This is a genomic window from Nocardia caishijiensis NBRC 108228 (assembly GCF_001612825.1).
GTDB lineage: Bacteria > Actinomycetota > Actinomycetes > Mycobacteriales > Mycobacteriaceae > Nocardia > Nocardia caishijiensis.
On record NZ_BDBE01000025.1, the window covers coordinates 214,586 to 228,148 of the forward strand.

At 68.3% G+C, this 13,563-nt stretch carries 14 protein-coding genes; 7 read left to right on the plus strand and 7 right to left on the minus strand.

Annotated elements, in window-relative coordinates; translation table 11 throughout:
• Positions 1–2: 2 nt before the first annotated feature.
• Positions 3–1,814, plus strand: a complete 1,812-nt coding sequence (locus tag NC7_RS07870; RefSeq protein WP_174550205.1) for a vWA domain-containing protein — start codon at positions 3–5, stop codon at positions 1,812–1,814.
• On the opposite strand, the gene NC7_RS07875 is transcribed toward NC7_RS07870, so the two are convergent.
• On the minus strand, positions 1,780–2,298 hold the full coding sequence (locus tag NC7_RS07875; protein WP_067980837.1) for a GNAT family N-acetyltransferase: 519 nt from the start codon (positions 2,296–2,298) through the stop codon (positions 1,780–1,782). The two genes, NC7_RS07870 and NC7_RS07875, sit on opposite strands and share 35 nt — an antisense overlap.
• A gap of 102 nt (positions 2,299–2,400) precedes the next feature.
• On the opposite strand from NC7_RS07875, the gene NC7_RS07880 reads away from it, so the two are divergent.
• Both NC7_RS07880 and NC7_RS07885 read left to right on the plus strand, forming a co-directional pair.
• On the plus strand, positions 2,401–2,979 hold the full coding sequence (locus NC7_RS07880) for a DUF5134 domain-containing protein (protein WP_067980839.1): 579 nt from the start codon (positions 2,401–2,403) through the stop codon (positions 2,977–2,979).
• Positions 2,980–3,037: 58 nt separating this feature from the next.
• Positions 3,038–4,636, plus strand: coding sequence for an RskA family anti-sigma factor (locus NC7_RS07885; RefSeq protein ID WP_157101885.1), 1,599 nt, complete (start codon positions 3,038–3,040; stop codon positions 4,634–4,636).
• Between the two features lie 16 nt (positions 4,637–4,652).
• On the opposite strand, the gene NC7_RS07890 is transcribed toward NC7_RS07885, so the two are convergent.
• The 3 genes from NC7_RS07890 to NC7_RS07900 all read right to left on the minus strand — a co-directional run bounded on the left by NC7_RS07890 (position 4,653) and on the right by NC7_RS07900 (position 6,638).
• Positions 4,653–5,354, minus strand: coding sequence for a PhzF family phenazine biosynthesis protein (locus tag NC7_RS07890; protein ID WP_067980843.1), 702 nt, complete (start codon positions 5,352–5,354; stop codon positions 4,653–4,655).
• Between the two features lie 111 nt (positions 5,355–5,465).
• Positions 5,466–6,005, minus strand: coding sequence for an alkylhydroperoxidase, AhpD family (ahpD, locus tag NC7_RS07895; protein WP_067980846.1), 540 nt, complete (start codon positions 6,003–6,005; stop codon positions 5,466–5,468).
• Positions 6,006–6,050: 45 nt separating this feature from the next.
• A complete protein-coding gene (locus NC7_RS07900) occupies positions 6,051–6,638 on the minus strand; it encodes a peroxiredoxin (protein ID WP_067981263.1) in 588 nt (195 codons plus the stop codon).
• A gap of 109 nt (positions 6,639–6,747) precedes the next feature.
• Between NC7_RS07900 and NC7_RS07905 the strand changes: the two genes are divergently transcribed.
• From NC7_RS07905 to NC7_RS07920, 4 genes are all read left to right on the plus strand, one after another.
• Positions 6,748–7,656 carry a hydrogen peroxide-inducible genes activator gene (locus tag NC7_RS07905; protein ID WP_067980848.1) on the plus strand — a complete coding sequence of 303 codons (909 nt, stop codon included), beginning with the start codon at positions 6,748–6,750 and terminating at the stop codon, positions 7,654–7,656.
• Positions 7,657–7,719: 63 nt separating this feature from the next.
• Positions 7,720–8,307 carry a biotin transporter BioY gene (locus tag NC7_RS07910; protein WP_174550206.1) on the plus strand — a complete coding sequence of 196 codons (588 nt, stop codon included), beginning with the start codon at positions 7,720–7,722 and terminating at the stop codon, positions 8,305–8,307.
• Positions 8,304–8,984, plus strand: coding sequence for an energy-coupling factor ABC transporter ATP-binding protein (locus NC7_RS07915; protein WP_067980850.1), 681 nt, complete (start codon positions 8,304–8,306; stop codon positions 8,982–8,984). Before NC7_RS07910 ends, NC7_RS07915 begins: the two co-directional genes overlap by 4 nt.
• The gene (locus NC7_RS07920; protein WP_067980852.1) at positions 8,981–9,580 is read left to right on the plus strand and encodes an energy-coupling factor transporter transmembrane component T family protein; all 600 of its coding nucleotides are present in this window, start codon (positions 8,981–8,983) and stop codon (positions 9,578–9,580) included. The genes NC7_RS07915 and NC7_RS07920 overlap by 4 nt, the downstream gene beginning before the upstream one ends.
• A gap of 211 nt (positions 9,581–9,791) precedes the next feature.
• Here NC7_RS07920 and NC7_RS07925 read toward each other — a convergent pair whose 3' ends face one another.
• The 3 genes from NC7_RS07925 to speD form a co-directional block, all read right to left on the minus strand.
• Complete coding sequence (locus tag NC7_RS07925; protein ID WP_067980854.1) at positions 9,792–11,345, minus strand: RNA-directed DNA polymerase; 1,554 nt, start codon at positions 11,343–11,345, stop codon at positions 9,792–9,794.
• A 336-nt stretch (positions 11,346–11,681) separates the two neighbouring features.
• Positions 11,682–12,254 (minus strand): hypothetical protein, encoded by a 573-nt coding sequence (locus tag NC7_RS07930; protein ID WP_157101886.1) that lies wholly within the window; start codon positions 12,252–12,254, stop codon positions 11,682–11,684.
• Positions 12,255–12,353: 99 nt separating this feature from the next.
• A complete protein-coding gene (gene speD / locus NC7_RS07935; RefSeq protein ID WP_067981265.1) occupies positions 12,354–13,556 on the minus strand; it encodes an adenosylmethionine decarboxylase in 1,203 nt (400 codons plus the stop codon).
• Between the last annotated feature and the right edge of the window lie 7 nt (positions 13,557–13,563).

Sequence of the window (13,563 nt, forward strand, 5' to 3'; positions counted from 1 at the left end):
GCATGGCCGCGCGAAAGACAAGCCGGGTCGACCCGTGGTACCAGGCAGTGCGGGACGGCCTGGCGATCGTGCGTGCGCATCCGGCGTTGCGTCCGCTCGCCGGTGAGCTCTACCAGCTGGACAAACGCACTCCGCCCGAGGTGTGGGCGCGGTTGGCTGGCAGCCGTCTCGAGTACCACCCGAATCGGCGTGCCACGGCGCAGGAATGGGCGTGGACGTTCGCCCACTGCCTGTTGCACGCGGGGTTCGGACACCTGGATCCGGGGAATACCGTGCCCACCAACATCATCGAGCTGGCGGGTGAGGACGCGCGCTTGTTCGCCAGGTTGCGTGCGCCGCACCCGGTGTACCGGGCCGCATGCTGCGCCGCCGTCGACACCTATCTCGCGACCATGAAGATCGGCACCCCGCCCGAGCCCGTGCCTCCGGCCCTGGCCGACGAGCACGCCGCCGCCGCGCGCTGGCACGACACGGCGGTGCCGCACGCGTACACGCGCACCGGACCCGCCGACTTCCTGCTCACCGACGCCGAGACCGCCGCCCGCATCGACGCACCCGCCCGGTTCGCGGCGGGGGTGTCCGACGCCGCCCGCGCCGCCCTGGCCACGGCCGGTGGCGACCACACCCCGGACGGCAAGCGGCCATGCACCAGGTGGGACGCTGCCCTCGGCTGGTTCGTCTCGTCGTTTCCCCTGCTCGGTGCGCTCGCCGCCGGAATGACCGTGGTCGCCGACGTGGACGTGGTCCGGGCCGCCGACATCGCGATCGCCGCCGTGAACGCCGAGGCCGCCGAGATCTACGTGAATCCGTATGCCGGACTTGGCGAGGAGGAATGGCGATTCGTGCTCGCGCACGAGATGCTGCACGCCGCCCTGCGTCACGGCGAGCGCGCGGAGTGGCGCGACCACTACCTGTTCAATGTCGCCTGCGACTACGTCGTGAACGGCTGGCTGGTGGAGATGAACGTCGGACAGATGCCCGAGGGTTCGCTCTACGATCCTGAGCTGAAGGGGTGTTCGGCCGAGGAGATCTACGATCGCATCGCCGGGGATCTGCGCCGCCTGCGCAAGCTCGCCACGCTGGGCGGTCGCGGACGCGGTGACGTGCTGGGTGAGCCCCTCACCCAGCCCGGCAGCGCGGGCCGCTATGTCGACCTCGACGAGTACTACCGCAGCGCGCTGATGACCGGTCTGGCCTACCACACCAACAGCGGTCGCGGCCGTGTCCCGGCCGCGCTGGAGCAGGCGATCCGCGCCCTCGATCAGCCGCCGCTGCCGTGGGACGCGCGGCTGGCCCAGTGGTTCGACGAGCACATCCCGACCGTCGACAAGCGCCGCAGCTACGCGCGCGCCTCCCGCAGACAGGCCGCCACCCCCGACATTCCGCGCCCGGCCTGGGTGCGCCCGGAGGAGAACGTGCGTCTGCCGACCTTCGGTGTCGTCCTCGACACCTCGCTGTCGATGGACGCCACCCTGCTCGGCAAGGGCCTCGGTGCCATCGCCTCGTACGCGCTGGCCCGCGACGTGCCACGCGCCCGCGTCGTCTACTGCGACGCCGCGCCCTACGACGCGGGCTACGTCCCGGTGGAGGACATCGCCGCCGGAATGCGGGTGCGCGGCCGAGGCGGCACCCTCCTGCAACCTGCCGTCCGGCTCCTCGAACGCGCCGAGGACTTTCCCGCCGATGGCCCGATTCTCGTGATCACCGACGGTGCGTGCGACCCGCTGCGCATCCGCCGCGAACACGCCTTCCTCATCCCCGCGGGCGCGTCTCTGCCGTTCAGACCGAGGGGTCCGGTCTTCCGGCTCCGGTGACGGTCAGATCGAGGGTGAAGAACTGGCTGTACGGGTCGAGGGTGTAGTCGCCGAACGGCCCGCACTCGACGAACCCGTGCCGTAGATACAGGCGCCGGGCAGGGGCGAAGAAGTCGCTCGCCCCCGTCTCCAAGCTCAGGCGCCGGTACCCGCGCCGCCGGGCCTCCTCGATCAGGTGCGCGAGGACGGCGGCGGCGACACCGCGACCGGTGTACCCGGTGGCGGTCCGCATGGACTTGATCTCGCCGTGTCCGGGATCGAGTTCCTTGACGGCGCCACAGCCGACCAGCACCGGGCCCGACCACGCGCTCCACACCGTGACGGCGGGATCACGCAATCCCGTCAGGTCGAGGGCGTGCATGCTGCACGCGGGGGAGTTGCCCGCCATCTCGGTGTGGTGCTCGGTGAGCAGGGCGGTGATCCGCTCGCCGGTGAGGTCGTCGACGGCGAGGGTGAACCGCTCCACGCGGGTGACGTCGTGCATCTGCCCATTGTGCCCGGGTCGGACGTGACGCCGGAAAACGGCACACAGCCGGGCGGGGCGGTGCGACGATGAGGGCGAGGGGCGAGCCGAAGGTGGTGGGGCGTGGCCGAATTCATGCAGGACTATGCGGGGGTGCGGTGGATCGTGGTGTCGGCGTTCGTGCTGGCGGCCGGGATCGTGGTCGTGCGACTGAGCAGGCGGACGGGGCGAGTGGACGCGGCCTCCGACGGCGCGCACCTGCTGATGTGCCTGGTGATGCTGGCCATGCTGGTGTTCCCGGCCGCCACCGATCCGCACGCGATGCGCGGTGTGCTGACCGCGCTCACCGTCGCCTTCGCCGTGCTGCTCGCCGAACGGGTCGTGCAGTGGCGCACCCGGGTGGTGCCGACGGTCGACGGGGTCCTGGCGCTGGCGTATCACACGGTGGCGGCGGCGGTGATGCTCTACGCCATGGCCGGGCACGGAGCCGGGCACACCGGGATCCCGATGGGGCCCGCGCTGGTGCTGGCGGCGCTGTTCGTGCTCGACGCACTCGTCGCGCTCGGCACCGTCGGTCACCGGCCGCGTTGGCACCGCTTCGCCCATCAGCCGGGAACACACCCCTTGACCTCGGCTTTGGTGCCCCATGTGGTGATGGATATCGGGACGGCGTTCATGTTGGTCGCCGCTGTCGGCGGGTGAATACCGATCCACAACCGTCCGGGCTGCGAATCGCCTTTGTGCGGACAGGAATTGGACTATGAGTGGACAACGCGGTTCAGGAATGTCACCGGGCCGTCGTGGATTCGGCACGGCCCCACCGGAAATCCGGCCCGGGCCCGCCGACCGCGAGGCGGTGCGCGAGCTCTACCGCGACACCGCGCCCGCCGCCTACGGACTCGCCCTGCGCATCCTGCGCCGTCGTGGCTCGGCCGAAGAGGTTGTCCGCGAAGGATTTCAGCGCCTCGCCGCGAGTCAGTGGATCACCGCGGGCACCGACAACGCCCCGGTCCGCGTCCCGCGCCATGACCTCGCCACCCCGTGGGGCCGTTCGGCCTTCGTCGCGAACGAACCACGCACCGACCTCGGTGTTCACCCGGGCGGGACCGATCGTGCCGGAGGGTTCGACGAGGACCGCGCGGGCAGCGTCGATCGGCGTGACGACGACGGCCGATGGGTTCACTCGGTCGAAGGGGATCGCACCGGCGGCCCGGCCCGTTCGAGCGGATTCGACAGTTCGGGTGCCGTGAACCGCTCGAACGGGCCGGGTAGTGCGGACCGGTGGGGTCGCGTCGACGATTCGGATCGCTACGGGAACGCGGATGGCCGGGGCCACGGGCGGCGATTCGACGAGACGGGACAGCACGACCAGCCGAGTCGGCTCGACGACGAAGGCCGACCGGATCGAGCGGGCCGCCCCGACCGTCCCGAGTACCCGCGCCGACCCGACCATGCGGGCGGGCGCCCCGACTACGCGTCGCTGCACGATCCTCGGCTCGGTTTCGCCCGCCGCGACGCGGAAACGGGCCACCACAGTCGAGCGGGCCGGATGGACCGCTCGGGTCGCGGGGACTATCCGGACAGCTGTCTGCCGGGCGGCGCCAGCCTGTTCGACGGCACCGAACCGATGCCGGGCGCGGGCCGACTCGTCCACGCCGGACTCCTCGATGTCGCAGGTCACCCCGACACCGCGGCACCGGTCGGTTTCACCGACCCGCGCGCCGAGGCGGACGCCGTCGACACGCCCGCCGCGACGGGCACCCGATACGCACCGACCCTGCACACCCGGCTCCTGGCCCAGGTCCATCGCCTCGCCATCCAGCGCCTGCGCCTGGACCGCAACGACCGCATCGACATCCCCTGGCTGGCGGCCTCGGCCCGGCTCGGCTTCGACCCGCTCGACAGCCGCTGCGAAGTCTTCGTCCTCGCCTACTACGGTGGCCGCACCTACCGCTCGATCGCGCGGGAACTCGGCATGCGCGTCCCGGCCGTCACCCGCCTGCTGGCCGAGGGCATCGAACGCCTCGCCCACCAGCGCCTGGTCCGCGTGGCCGCGCGCCGACCCTGGACCCCGCCCGGATCGGTGCTCGCCCTCGCCGACGCCTACGCCCTCGACGCCGTCGCCGAACTGGAACACCACCACATCGAGAACAAACTGGCCACCACGACCACCACCGGCCTGGCCCAGTTCGACGCCAGAGTCGGCGGGGTGCACGAGCTCCTGGCTCAACTGGCCGCCGACGATCGACAGCCCCCGCCGCGCACCCTCGAACAGCGCGTCCTCGCCGCTGTCGACAGCCAGGGCCGTCGCGGTGCCCGAGCCGGTCGACCACCGTGGTTGCCCCGCTTCGGGGTCTAGCGGAGGGGAAAGGGAGTCAGAGCACCACCACGTGGTCTTCGACGACGCGTCCGCCCAGGCGCACCCAACCGTCGGAATCCCATTCGGTGTAGAGCTGGGAACCCTGGCCCTGGGTGATGACGAGCCCGCGCCGCAACTTGGCGGTGAGAGCGACGGCGGCCGCACCGGTCGCCTCGTCCTCGGCGATGCCCATCGCGGGCGCGAACATCCGGGAGCGGACGGAGCCGCGCGACTCGTCGATCCACGTCCACACGTAGTGCTGGCCCTCGCGGTAGTCGGCGGCACTGATCATGGCCAGTTCGTCGAGTGAGTCCGCCTGGTGGAAGGCGAAATCCGGGGCCCATTCGGCACGGGCGGTGATCCAGGTGAGACCGTCGGTCTCGGTCACCCGCACCGGACCGGCAGGCACGTTCAGGGTGTGCACGGGGGTGCCGCGCGCGGCCATCCACCATCCGGTGCCGACCGTCGGATGTCCGGCGAAGGGCAGTTCGACGGCCGGGGTGTAGATCCGCACCTCCGCCGCGCCGTCGACGGGCTCCCCGACCACCGTGGTCTCGCTGTAGCCCAGGCGCGCGGCGAGTTCCTGTTTGTCGAGTGCGACGACGTCGCTCGCGCGGGCGATGCCGAGCGCGTTGCCGAGCTTGCCCGCCGGATCGGTGAACACGCGGACGACCTCGACCTGGATGTCAGGGGCTTCCGGCACATCGTGTGCGTTCATGGTGGCGAGCCTACCGCCCATGATCGGTACGGCCGTCCGAGCGGCTCGCGCGCCGTGTCACGCGAAACGACCCCGACCCGGCGAGCGGATCGGGGTCGTGCGTCGAGCGGATCAGACGGCGGCCGCGGCCAGCGCCTCGGTGGCGGCGACGGCCTGGCCGACACCGGCCACGATCGCCGCCGCGCGCAGCGCCTCGAAGATCACCTCGCGCGAGACACCGGCCTCGCGCAGCGTCTTCTCGTGCGAATCGAGGCAGTGCGCGCAACCGTTGATCGAGGAGACCGCGAACGACCACAGTTCGAAGTCGGCCTTGTCAACGCCCGGGTTGCCGATGATGTTCATCCGCAGACCCGCGCGCAGGTCGTCGTACTTGCCGTCCAGGAACGCCTTGCCGCGGTAGAACACGTTGTTCATGCCCATGATCGACGCGGCGCCGAGCGCGGCCTCGTAGGCCTGCGCGGACAGCGTGTCGGCGGCTTCCTCGGCGATCTCACGCAGCGTGGTGGCCGACCGGGTCGCGGCCGCCGACGCCAGCAGGGTGCCCCACAGCTGCTGTTCGTTCAGCACGGTGGTGCGCGAGAGCGAGGACAAGTTGAGCTTGAGGTCCTTGGCGTACTCGGGAAGGGAGTTCTTCAGGTTCTCGATGCTCATGGAAAAGGCGCTCCTATAAGGGGGATCGGGGTGGAGAAGGGTGGATCAGACGCTGGCGGAGAGCAACTCGCCCGCGTTGATGGTCGGGTCGCCCTTCTTCCAGTTGCAGGCGCACAGCTCGTCGGACTGCAGCGCGTCGAGCACGCGCAGCACCTCGTCGACGTTGCGGCCGACCGAACCGGCGGTCACCGAGACGAACTGGATCTCGTTGTTCGGGTCGACGATGAAGGTGGCGCGGTCGGCGACACCGTCGGCGTTGAGCACGCCGGTGGCGGCGGCCAGTTCACGCTTGAGGTCCGACAGCATCGGGAAGGGGAGGGTCTTGAGGTCCTCGTGCTGGGCCCGCCACTGGAAGTGCACGAACTCGTTGTCCACCGAGGCGCCGAGGACCTGGGTGTCGCGGTCGGCGAACTCGTCGTTCAGCTTGCCGAACGCCGCGATCTCGGTGGGGCAGACGAAGGTGAAGTCCTTCGGCCAGAAGAACACCACGCGCCACTTGCCCGCGTGGTCGTCGCTGGTGATCTGGGTGAAGTAATCGTCGGGCTGCTGCGCGTCGACCTTCGACAGGTCACCTCCGATGACGGCCTTGAGGTTGTATGCCGGGAACTGGTCGCCGATGGTCAGCAGAGCCATGCTCATCTCCTCGTTGATGGTGTGGTCGTGCTCGTCGTGTGAGCCCGCAAAGATCTTGCCGAAAGCCTACTGAAAGGTAAAGCCGATCGCTCGTTCTAGACTGATAGGCGTGACTGATCAGACTTATCAGCCAACCCTCTCGCAGCTGCGTGCGTTCGTCGCCGTCGCCGAATACCGGCATTTCGGCACTGCCGCAGCGCGTTTGGCTGTGAGCCAACCCACGTTATCGCAGGCACTGGCATCACTGGAAAACGGCCTCGGCCTGCAGCTGATCGAGCGCAGCACGCGCCGGGTGCTGGTCACCGCCGCGGGCATGCGGCTGCTGCCGCAGGCGATGGCCACCCTCGAGGCGGCCGACCGTTTCGTCGCCTCGGCGACCGGCGACAGCCTCGGTGGCGTGCTGCGGTTGGGCATCATCCCGACCGTCGCCCCGTACGTGCTGCCGGGTCTGCTGCCCGAGCTGCGCCGCAAACTGCCCAACCTGGTGCCCCAGGTCGTGGAGGACCAGACCGCCCGCCTGCTCGACGGTCTGCGCACCGGTGTGCTCGACGTGGCAGTGCTCGCGCTGCCGAGCGAGGCGCCCGGTCTGGTCGAAATCCCGCTCTACTCCGAGGAATTCGTGCTCGTGACGCCGCGTGGGCACGAGCTGGCCGGGCGCACCGACCTGGGCGCCCCGGTCCTCGCAGACCTGCCCCTTTTGCTGCTCGACGAGGGGCACTGCCTGCGCGATCAGACGCTCGAACTGTGCCGAACCGCCGAGGTGCATCCCGGTTCGGTCGGTGACACCCGAGCCGCCTCGCTGACCACCGTGGTGCAGTGTGTGGCGGGCGGGCTCGGGGTGACACTCATCCCGGAGATGGCGGTACCGGCCGAAACCGCGCGCGGCACCCTCGAGACCGCGCGCTTCGCCGATCCCGCGCCGGGCCGCACGATCGGCCTGGCCTACCGCGCGTCCTCGGCCCGGGCCGACGACTACGAATACCTGGCGGCGGTGATCCGTTCGAAGCGGCCCTTCTGAGCTGCCCAGCTCGACTGCTATTTTGAACGTCGTTCAATTGCTTGTGCGAAGGAAGTCCGAACAGTGCCCGACCCTCAGAACGCCCCCACGCGCACCGGCCGCTTCGCCGCCCGCGACCTGGCGCAGATCGCGGTGTTCGCCGCGCTGATCGCCGCCCTCGGATTGCCCGGCGCGATCACGGTCGGCTTCAGCGGCGTGCCGATCACTCTGCAGACGCTCGGGGTGATCCTGACCGGTGCCGTCCTCGGTGCGCGCAAGGGGGTCGCGGCGGTGGCGGTGTTCATCGCGCTCACCCTGATCGGTCTGCCGTTGCTCTCGGGCGGACGCACCGGCCTGGCCGCCCTGGCCTCGCCGACGGCGGGCTACCTGATCGGCTGGATCCCGGCGACCCTGCTCATCGGCTGGCTCACCGCGCGCATCCTGCCCAAGTATCCCCTCGTGCTCGGCCTGCTGGTGAACGCGCTCGGCGGCATCGTGGTCATCTACCTGTTCGGCACGGCGGGTCTGCTGGTGCGCACCGATCTGGGGCTGTGGAAGGCGGTGTCGACCAACTTCGCCTTCATTCCCGGCGACCTCGCCAAGGTGGTGATCGCCACGGTGGTCGCCAAGGGCGTGCACCGCGCGTACCCGGGACTGATCCCCACCCGATGAGTGAGATCCTCGTCGACTCGGTGAGTCACCGCTTCCGTGACCGAGAGGTGTTGCGCGACATCGACTTACGGATCACCGAGCGACGTGTCGGCTTCATCGGCGCCAACGGTTCGGGTAAGTCGACCCTGGCGCGCATGCTCAACGGCCTGCTCAAGCCCACCGAGGGCACGGTCACCGTCGACGGGATCGACGCGGCCCGCAAAGGTGCCGAGGTGCGGCGCAAGGTCGGGTTCGTCTTCACCGATCCCGACACCCAGATCGTGATGCCGACTGTTGGTGAGGACCTGGCCTTCTCCTTGCGCCGCAGCGGGCTGGGCCGCACCGAGATCGCGCGGCGGGTGGCGGCGATGCTCGATCGGTTCGGCTTGGCCGGGCATGCCGATCATCCCTCCCACCTGCTCTCCGGTGGGCAGAAACAACTGCTCGCGCTCGGGTCGGCCCTCATCCGCGAACCGGCGGTGATCATCGCCGACGAACCGACCACGCTGCTCGATCTGCGCAATGCGCGGCTGGTATCGCGGGCGCTGAATTCCCTCGATCAGCAGGTGATCGTGGTGACCCATCACCTCGCGCTGCTCGACGGCTTCGATCGGGTGGTGGTCCTCGACGACGGATCGGTCGCCTTCGACGGCACCCCGGCCGACGCGGTCGACACCTACCGGCGCCTGGTCGAATGATCGGCCTGTACTCACCCGGAGACTCGGTGGTGCACCGGTTGCCCGCCGGTCCCAAACTCGCCGTGCTGGTCGTCGCGATCGTCGCCATGACCGTCCTCGCCCGCACGCCGCTCGCCGTGGCGGTCGCGGCGGTGCTGGTCGCGGGCCTGTTCGCGCTCGCGCGGGTGTCCTGGCGGGTCGCCTCGGCGCAGATCCGTCCGGTGCTCTTGATGACGCTCGTCATCGGCGTCTTCCAGGTCCTCACCACCACACCTGCGCGGGCGGTCGTCGTCTGCGGCATCCTGCTCGTCTCGGTGGCGCTCGCCGCCCTCGTCACGGTGACCACGCGCGTCACCGCGATGCTCGACGCCCTGACCCGCGCCCTCGGCCCGCTGCGCCGGGTCGGTGTCGACCCCGAGCGGGTGAGTCTGCTGCTGGCCCTGGCGATCCGGTGCGTCCCGCTGCTGGCGGGCATCGTGCACGATGTCGCCCAGGCGCGGCGGGCGCGCGGAGTCTCCTGGTCGGCCACCGCCCTCGTGACGCCGGTCGTGGTGCGTGCCCTGCGCACGGCCGATGCGATGGGTGACGCGCTCGCCGCGCGCGGGGTCGACGACTGAGACCGCGTGTGCGGATAGTTGAAGGATGCGCGACTTTACACCAGCATGCTGGAAACAGCCCCTATGGCAACTTTCGCGAAGCGAACCCGTACGGCTGGCCACGGGGCAATGCCTGGCGTCGATCGTACCGGGGCACGTCCAGCTAGGTAAGGACGGAACCGCCTCCGGCTTGAGCGGATCGCGATTGGGTGGGCCGGAGACGACAAGCGCTCTAGGTCAATTGCGAATATATGACTCCAGCCTTAACTAATACGGCCATCCAGCTGCGCTCAGACGAATCGAGATCAGAATCCGAGAGTAGCCCCACCCGATGCATTTCGTACCGCACAAGCCAGTGCTGGTCGAAGTCGGCTTCGCATGCGTAGTCGAGGTTGCGTACCTGTCGTACTGCGGCCGGGCGTGCCCTCGGACACCAGGCCGCTACCGCAAGGAGAACGAGGTCGTCATTCATTTCGATCAGCGGTTGCCAGTCGGCCTTACGGACGGGTTCATTGAGGACCCGCCGCAGGATGTGGAGGTGCCAGAGGACCACATCTGTTTCGGCTCGCCGAGCAGCTTCGTGCATCAGTCTAGTCAGGACGACTCCAATGCGGGCAGCATCTGGGTCCCGGAGCTCGCCGCCCATCGCCGCAAGCTCGCTTGCCAAGAAGGGAGCCAAATGTGGGTGAAAAGCGCATAGCCGAACGAGTTCATCCGTGACCAGAAGTGAAGGCTTCTGCTCCATGGCCCGCCGTTGCCCGATCGTCGCCTTGACGGCGAACTTGAGGACTGAGTGGAACGGGTATTTAGCCGCTAGAAGTTCAGCCTGACGCAGGAACCGGGCGGTTGCCAGTGGTGTCCACGCGGCTGGCAGGTGAGATTGCACCTCCGCGATCCAAGGCTCGCCAGCCCCGTTACGAAGGTCGACGATCCGAGTCTTGCGCGTATTGAGATCCAATCTATATTCCGCCAACGCATGCTGGAGATCGACGACGAAGGTCTCCGCGACTGAACGATCAGTGCAGTATGACGTGTAGTCGTCGACATACCGAAGGAAGTTGTGACCCCGTCTGACCAATTCCTCGTCGACTCGTTGAAGTACTAGTTCGGCGAGAAGATTTGAGACTGCCGGGCCGATCATGACGCCTTTGGTCTCGCGGTCGTGACAGTTCCTGACGAACTTGTCGAGGTCCGCCTGCCACGACCCGTCATTGCCTCCCATGCGCTTCGCCAGGTTCTTGCCACGAGTCGCCCAGTCGATGGCATGGCTGTATACGCTCGGGAAGCAGTTGCTGATGTCGGCCTTCACCATGAAGCGTTGCCCTTGAGCCAACCGCGTGTCGCGGGACAGCGAATCGTGTGACGTTTCGTAATCCATTTGGACCAGGCGCCCATCAGTATGGAAAGCGGGCTTGATCTGAGAATTCAAACTCTGAAGGAGGGGCTCGATACTGGACCAATGGTTACCGATGTGGAGAACCAGAACTGAGTAGGGGATGGGATGAGGTATGCCCAGACGCCGCACCAAGCCGTCGAACCGCCGCGTTCGCAGCTCAGTCCATGCTGCTGACGCTTTCGTCTTCGATTTTGGTGCGGGGACAAGGGCTAGGGCACATTCCTCTGTGAAGGTCTCGCTTGTCAACAACGCCGGGAACTCCTCGCCCGCAGCTTTGACATGGGGGAAGTACTGTTTCTGGAGGAGCGCAGCCTTGGCGGCAACGTCCCGGGGGGGCATCAACAACTCCAGCCCCTCGACCGCGTTTCCCGTTGTTGCCACCTGCACCACAAGCCTTCCTGCACCAGCCAATGCAAACCTCGGGTAGAGGGTAGCTGTGGCAACTCTCTCGGGCCGAATTTTCCAGTGCAGCAATAGCAATGGTCGTGCGCCGTGCACACTCGCGGAGGCACAAGAGCCGAAGTGGTTTGCAGCTGGCTGGCTAGGGTTCCGGTCCACAGCCGCAAGAGGATCGTCGGCGAGGTCGCCGAAGCGCGTCCTGCACGCGGCGTCTCGTGGTCGGCGACCGCTCTGGTGACGCCGATCGTCGTGCGTGCCCTGCGCACGGCCGACGCGCTGGCTGCTCGCGGCGTCGACGACAGGGACGACTCCGCCGCCCATAGTGCCCTAACCCGTTGCGCGTAAACCGATCTCGGTGAACGGCACGGAACGATCGAGCGCGAACCAGCCCATCGACTGACGCTTTCGGCCCGCCAGCAGGAAGCTGGGGCCGAGCCAGAGGTCCGGTTCGACCTCGCGCAGTTCGTCGTAGATCCGGCGTGCGGGTCTGCGGCTGCCTACGCGGGTGTCGTTGTAGTCCAGTCGCACCGCTGGTCTGGCATCGACCACCGAATCACCGACAGTGGCGACGAAGTTCAGGGCACGCAGGCCACCGAGGAGTTGGAAGAAGTTGTGGCCGAAGGCGGTTCGGTCGTCGGTGTGCCGAAACGACTTACCGGTCCAGAAGTACGAAGGGCGGGCCATCAGACGGCCGAGGTAGGCGCCCGCCGCGGGGAACGTCCGCATCACCAGGTCGCCGTCGAGCCGGGCGAAGGTCGCGGCTGTCGCGGCGGGTGCCTCGGTGAACATCCGGTGCAGGTCGGCGGGCGTAGCGGTGGAGAGGCGGTCCAGGCGAGGGCGGCTGGCCGACGGGCGGGGCGGGGGCATCAGGGCGCGCGCGGGGAGGGATGTCTGCGTCACGCCTCGTATGGTGCCAAGGCGGGCGTCGGCACGACACCGGTTTCGAGAACGACGAAGGCGGTGACCCGGACATCCGGGTCACCGCCTTCGGTGGTGCGTTCAGCGACGCAAGGCGTACGGCTCGATCGCGCCGCGCTCGAGGGCGCGGGCGTCGATGGTCTCGGCCTTGTAGGGGAGCAGGGCCAGGCGGTCGGTCATGCCGCGCACCGGGTCATCGATCTTCTCGTTCAGGCCGAACAGGAAGGTCCATTCGTGCTCGTCGCTGCCGTAGGGCACCACGGTGGCGAACTGCTCGTGGAACCGGCCCCACGACCGCTTGAGGGTCTCGTTGCGCCACATGGTCGCGCAGCCCGCCTGGGCCGACAGCACACCACCGGGCGCGAGCAGTGCCTTACATCGCGACAGGAACTCAGACTCGTAGAGGCGGTTGTGCTGGGCGTCCTCCACGCGCTCGTCGGGCAGGTCGATGACGATCACGTCGTAACGGGTGCCCGCCTCCTGCGCCTTGGCCAGGAAGTCCCAGCCGTCGGCGTAGTGCACGTGCACCGGCCCCTCGCCACGCACGGCGGCGGCAAGTTCCTCGGGGGTGTACCCGTAGGGCAGGTGCCGGGCGCACAGCTCGACCTCGCGCTGGTCGATGTCGACGTGGTCGACGTGGGTCGCCCCGGCCGCCACCGACATCTGCGAGGCCACACCCTCACCGGAACCGATGATGAGCACCCGGTCCAGCTTCTCGGCCAGCACGAACGCCGGGACCATCATGGCCTCGTGGTAGGTGACCTGGGAGAACTCGGTGGACTGGCGGTCGTCGTCGGAGAACAGGGAGATGCCCTGATCGGTCCGCGCGATCACCATGTGCTGATACGGGGTGTCGGTGTCGACGATCACCTCGTGCAGATCCCAGATCCGGGTGAGGCCGTCGCCCACCGGTTCGTAGATCTTCTCGGCGCCGTGGCCGCGCTGCACGACCTTCATACGAACTTCCTTGGGAGACAATTTGTCTCGCAGGAGTTCCACGGCCTTCGTCGCGCCAGCACCGATGCTGCCGCAGGTGAAGACGTCGACGAAGATCTCGCCGGACTCCGGATAGGTGTGAATCGAGGCGTGGGACTCCGACAACAGCGCGAGGACGGTCACCCCCTGCGGTTCGAACTTTTTGTGAACGACATCGCAGATGGTGACGCCCGCCGCGATCAGAGACTCACGCAACGCCGATTCGAGTCGTTCGAGATCGTCACACAGGTCTGTGTCGACACCACCGAACTCGGCCAGCACATGCCAGCCGGTGAATTCCGCCGTCATGGGCAAA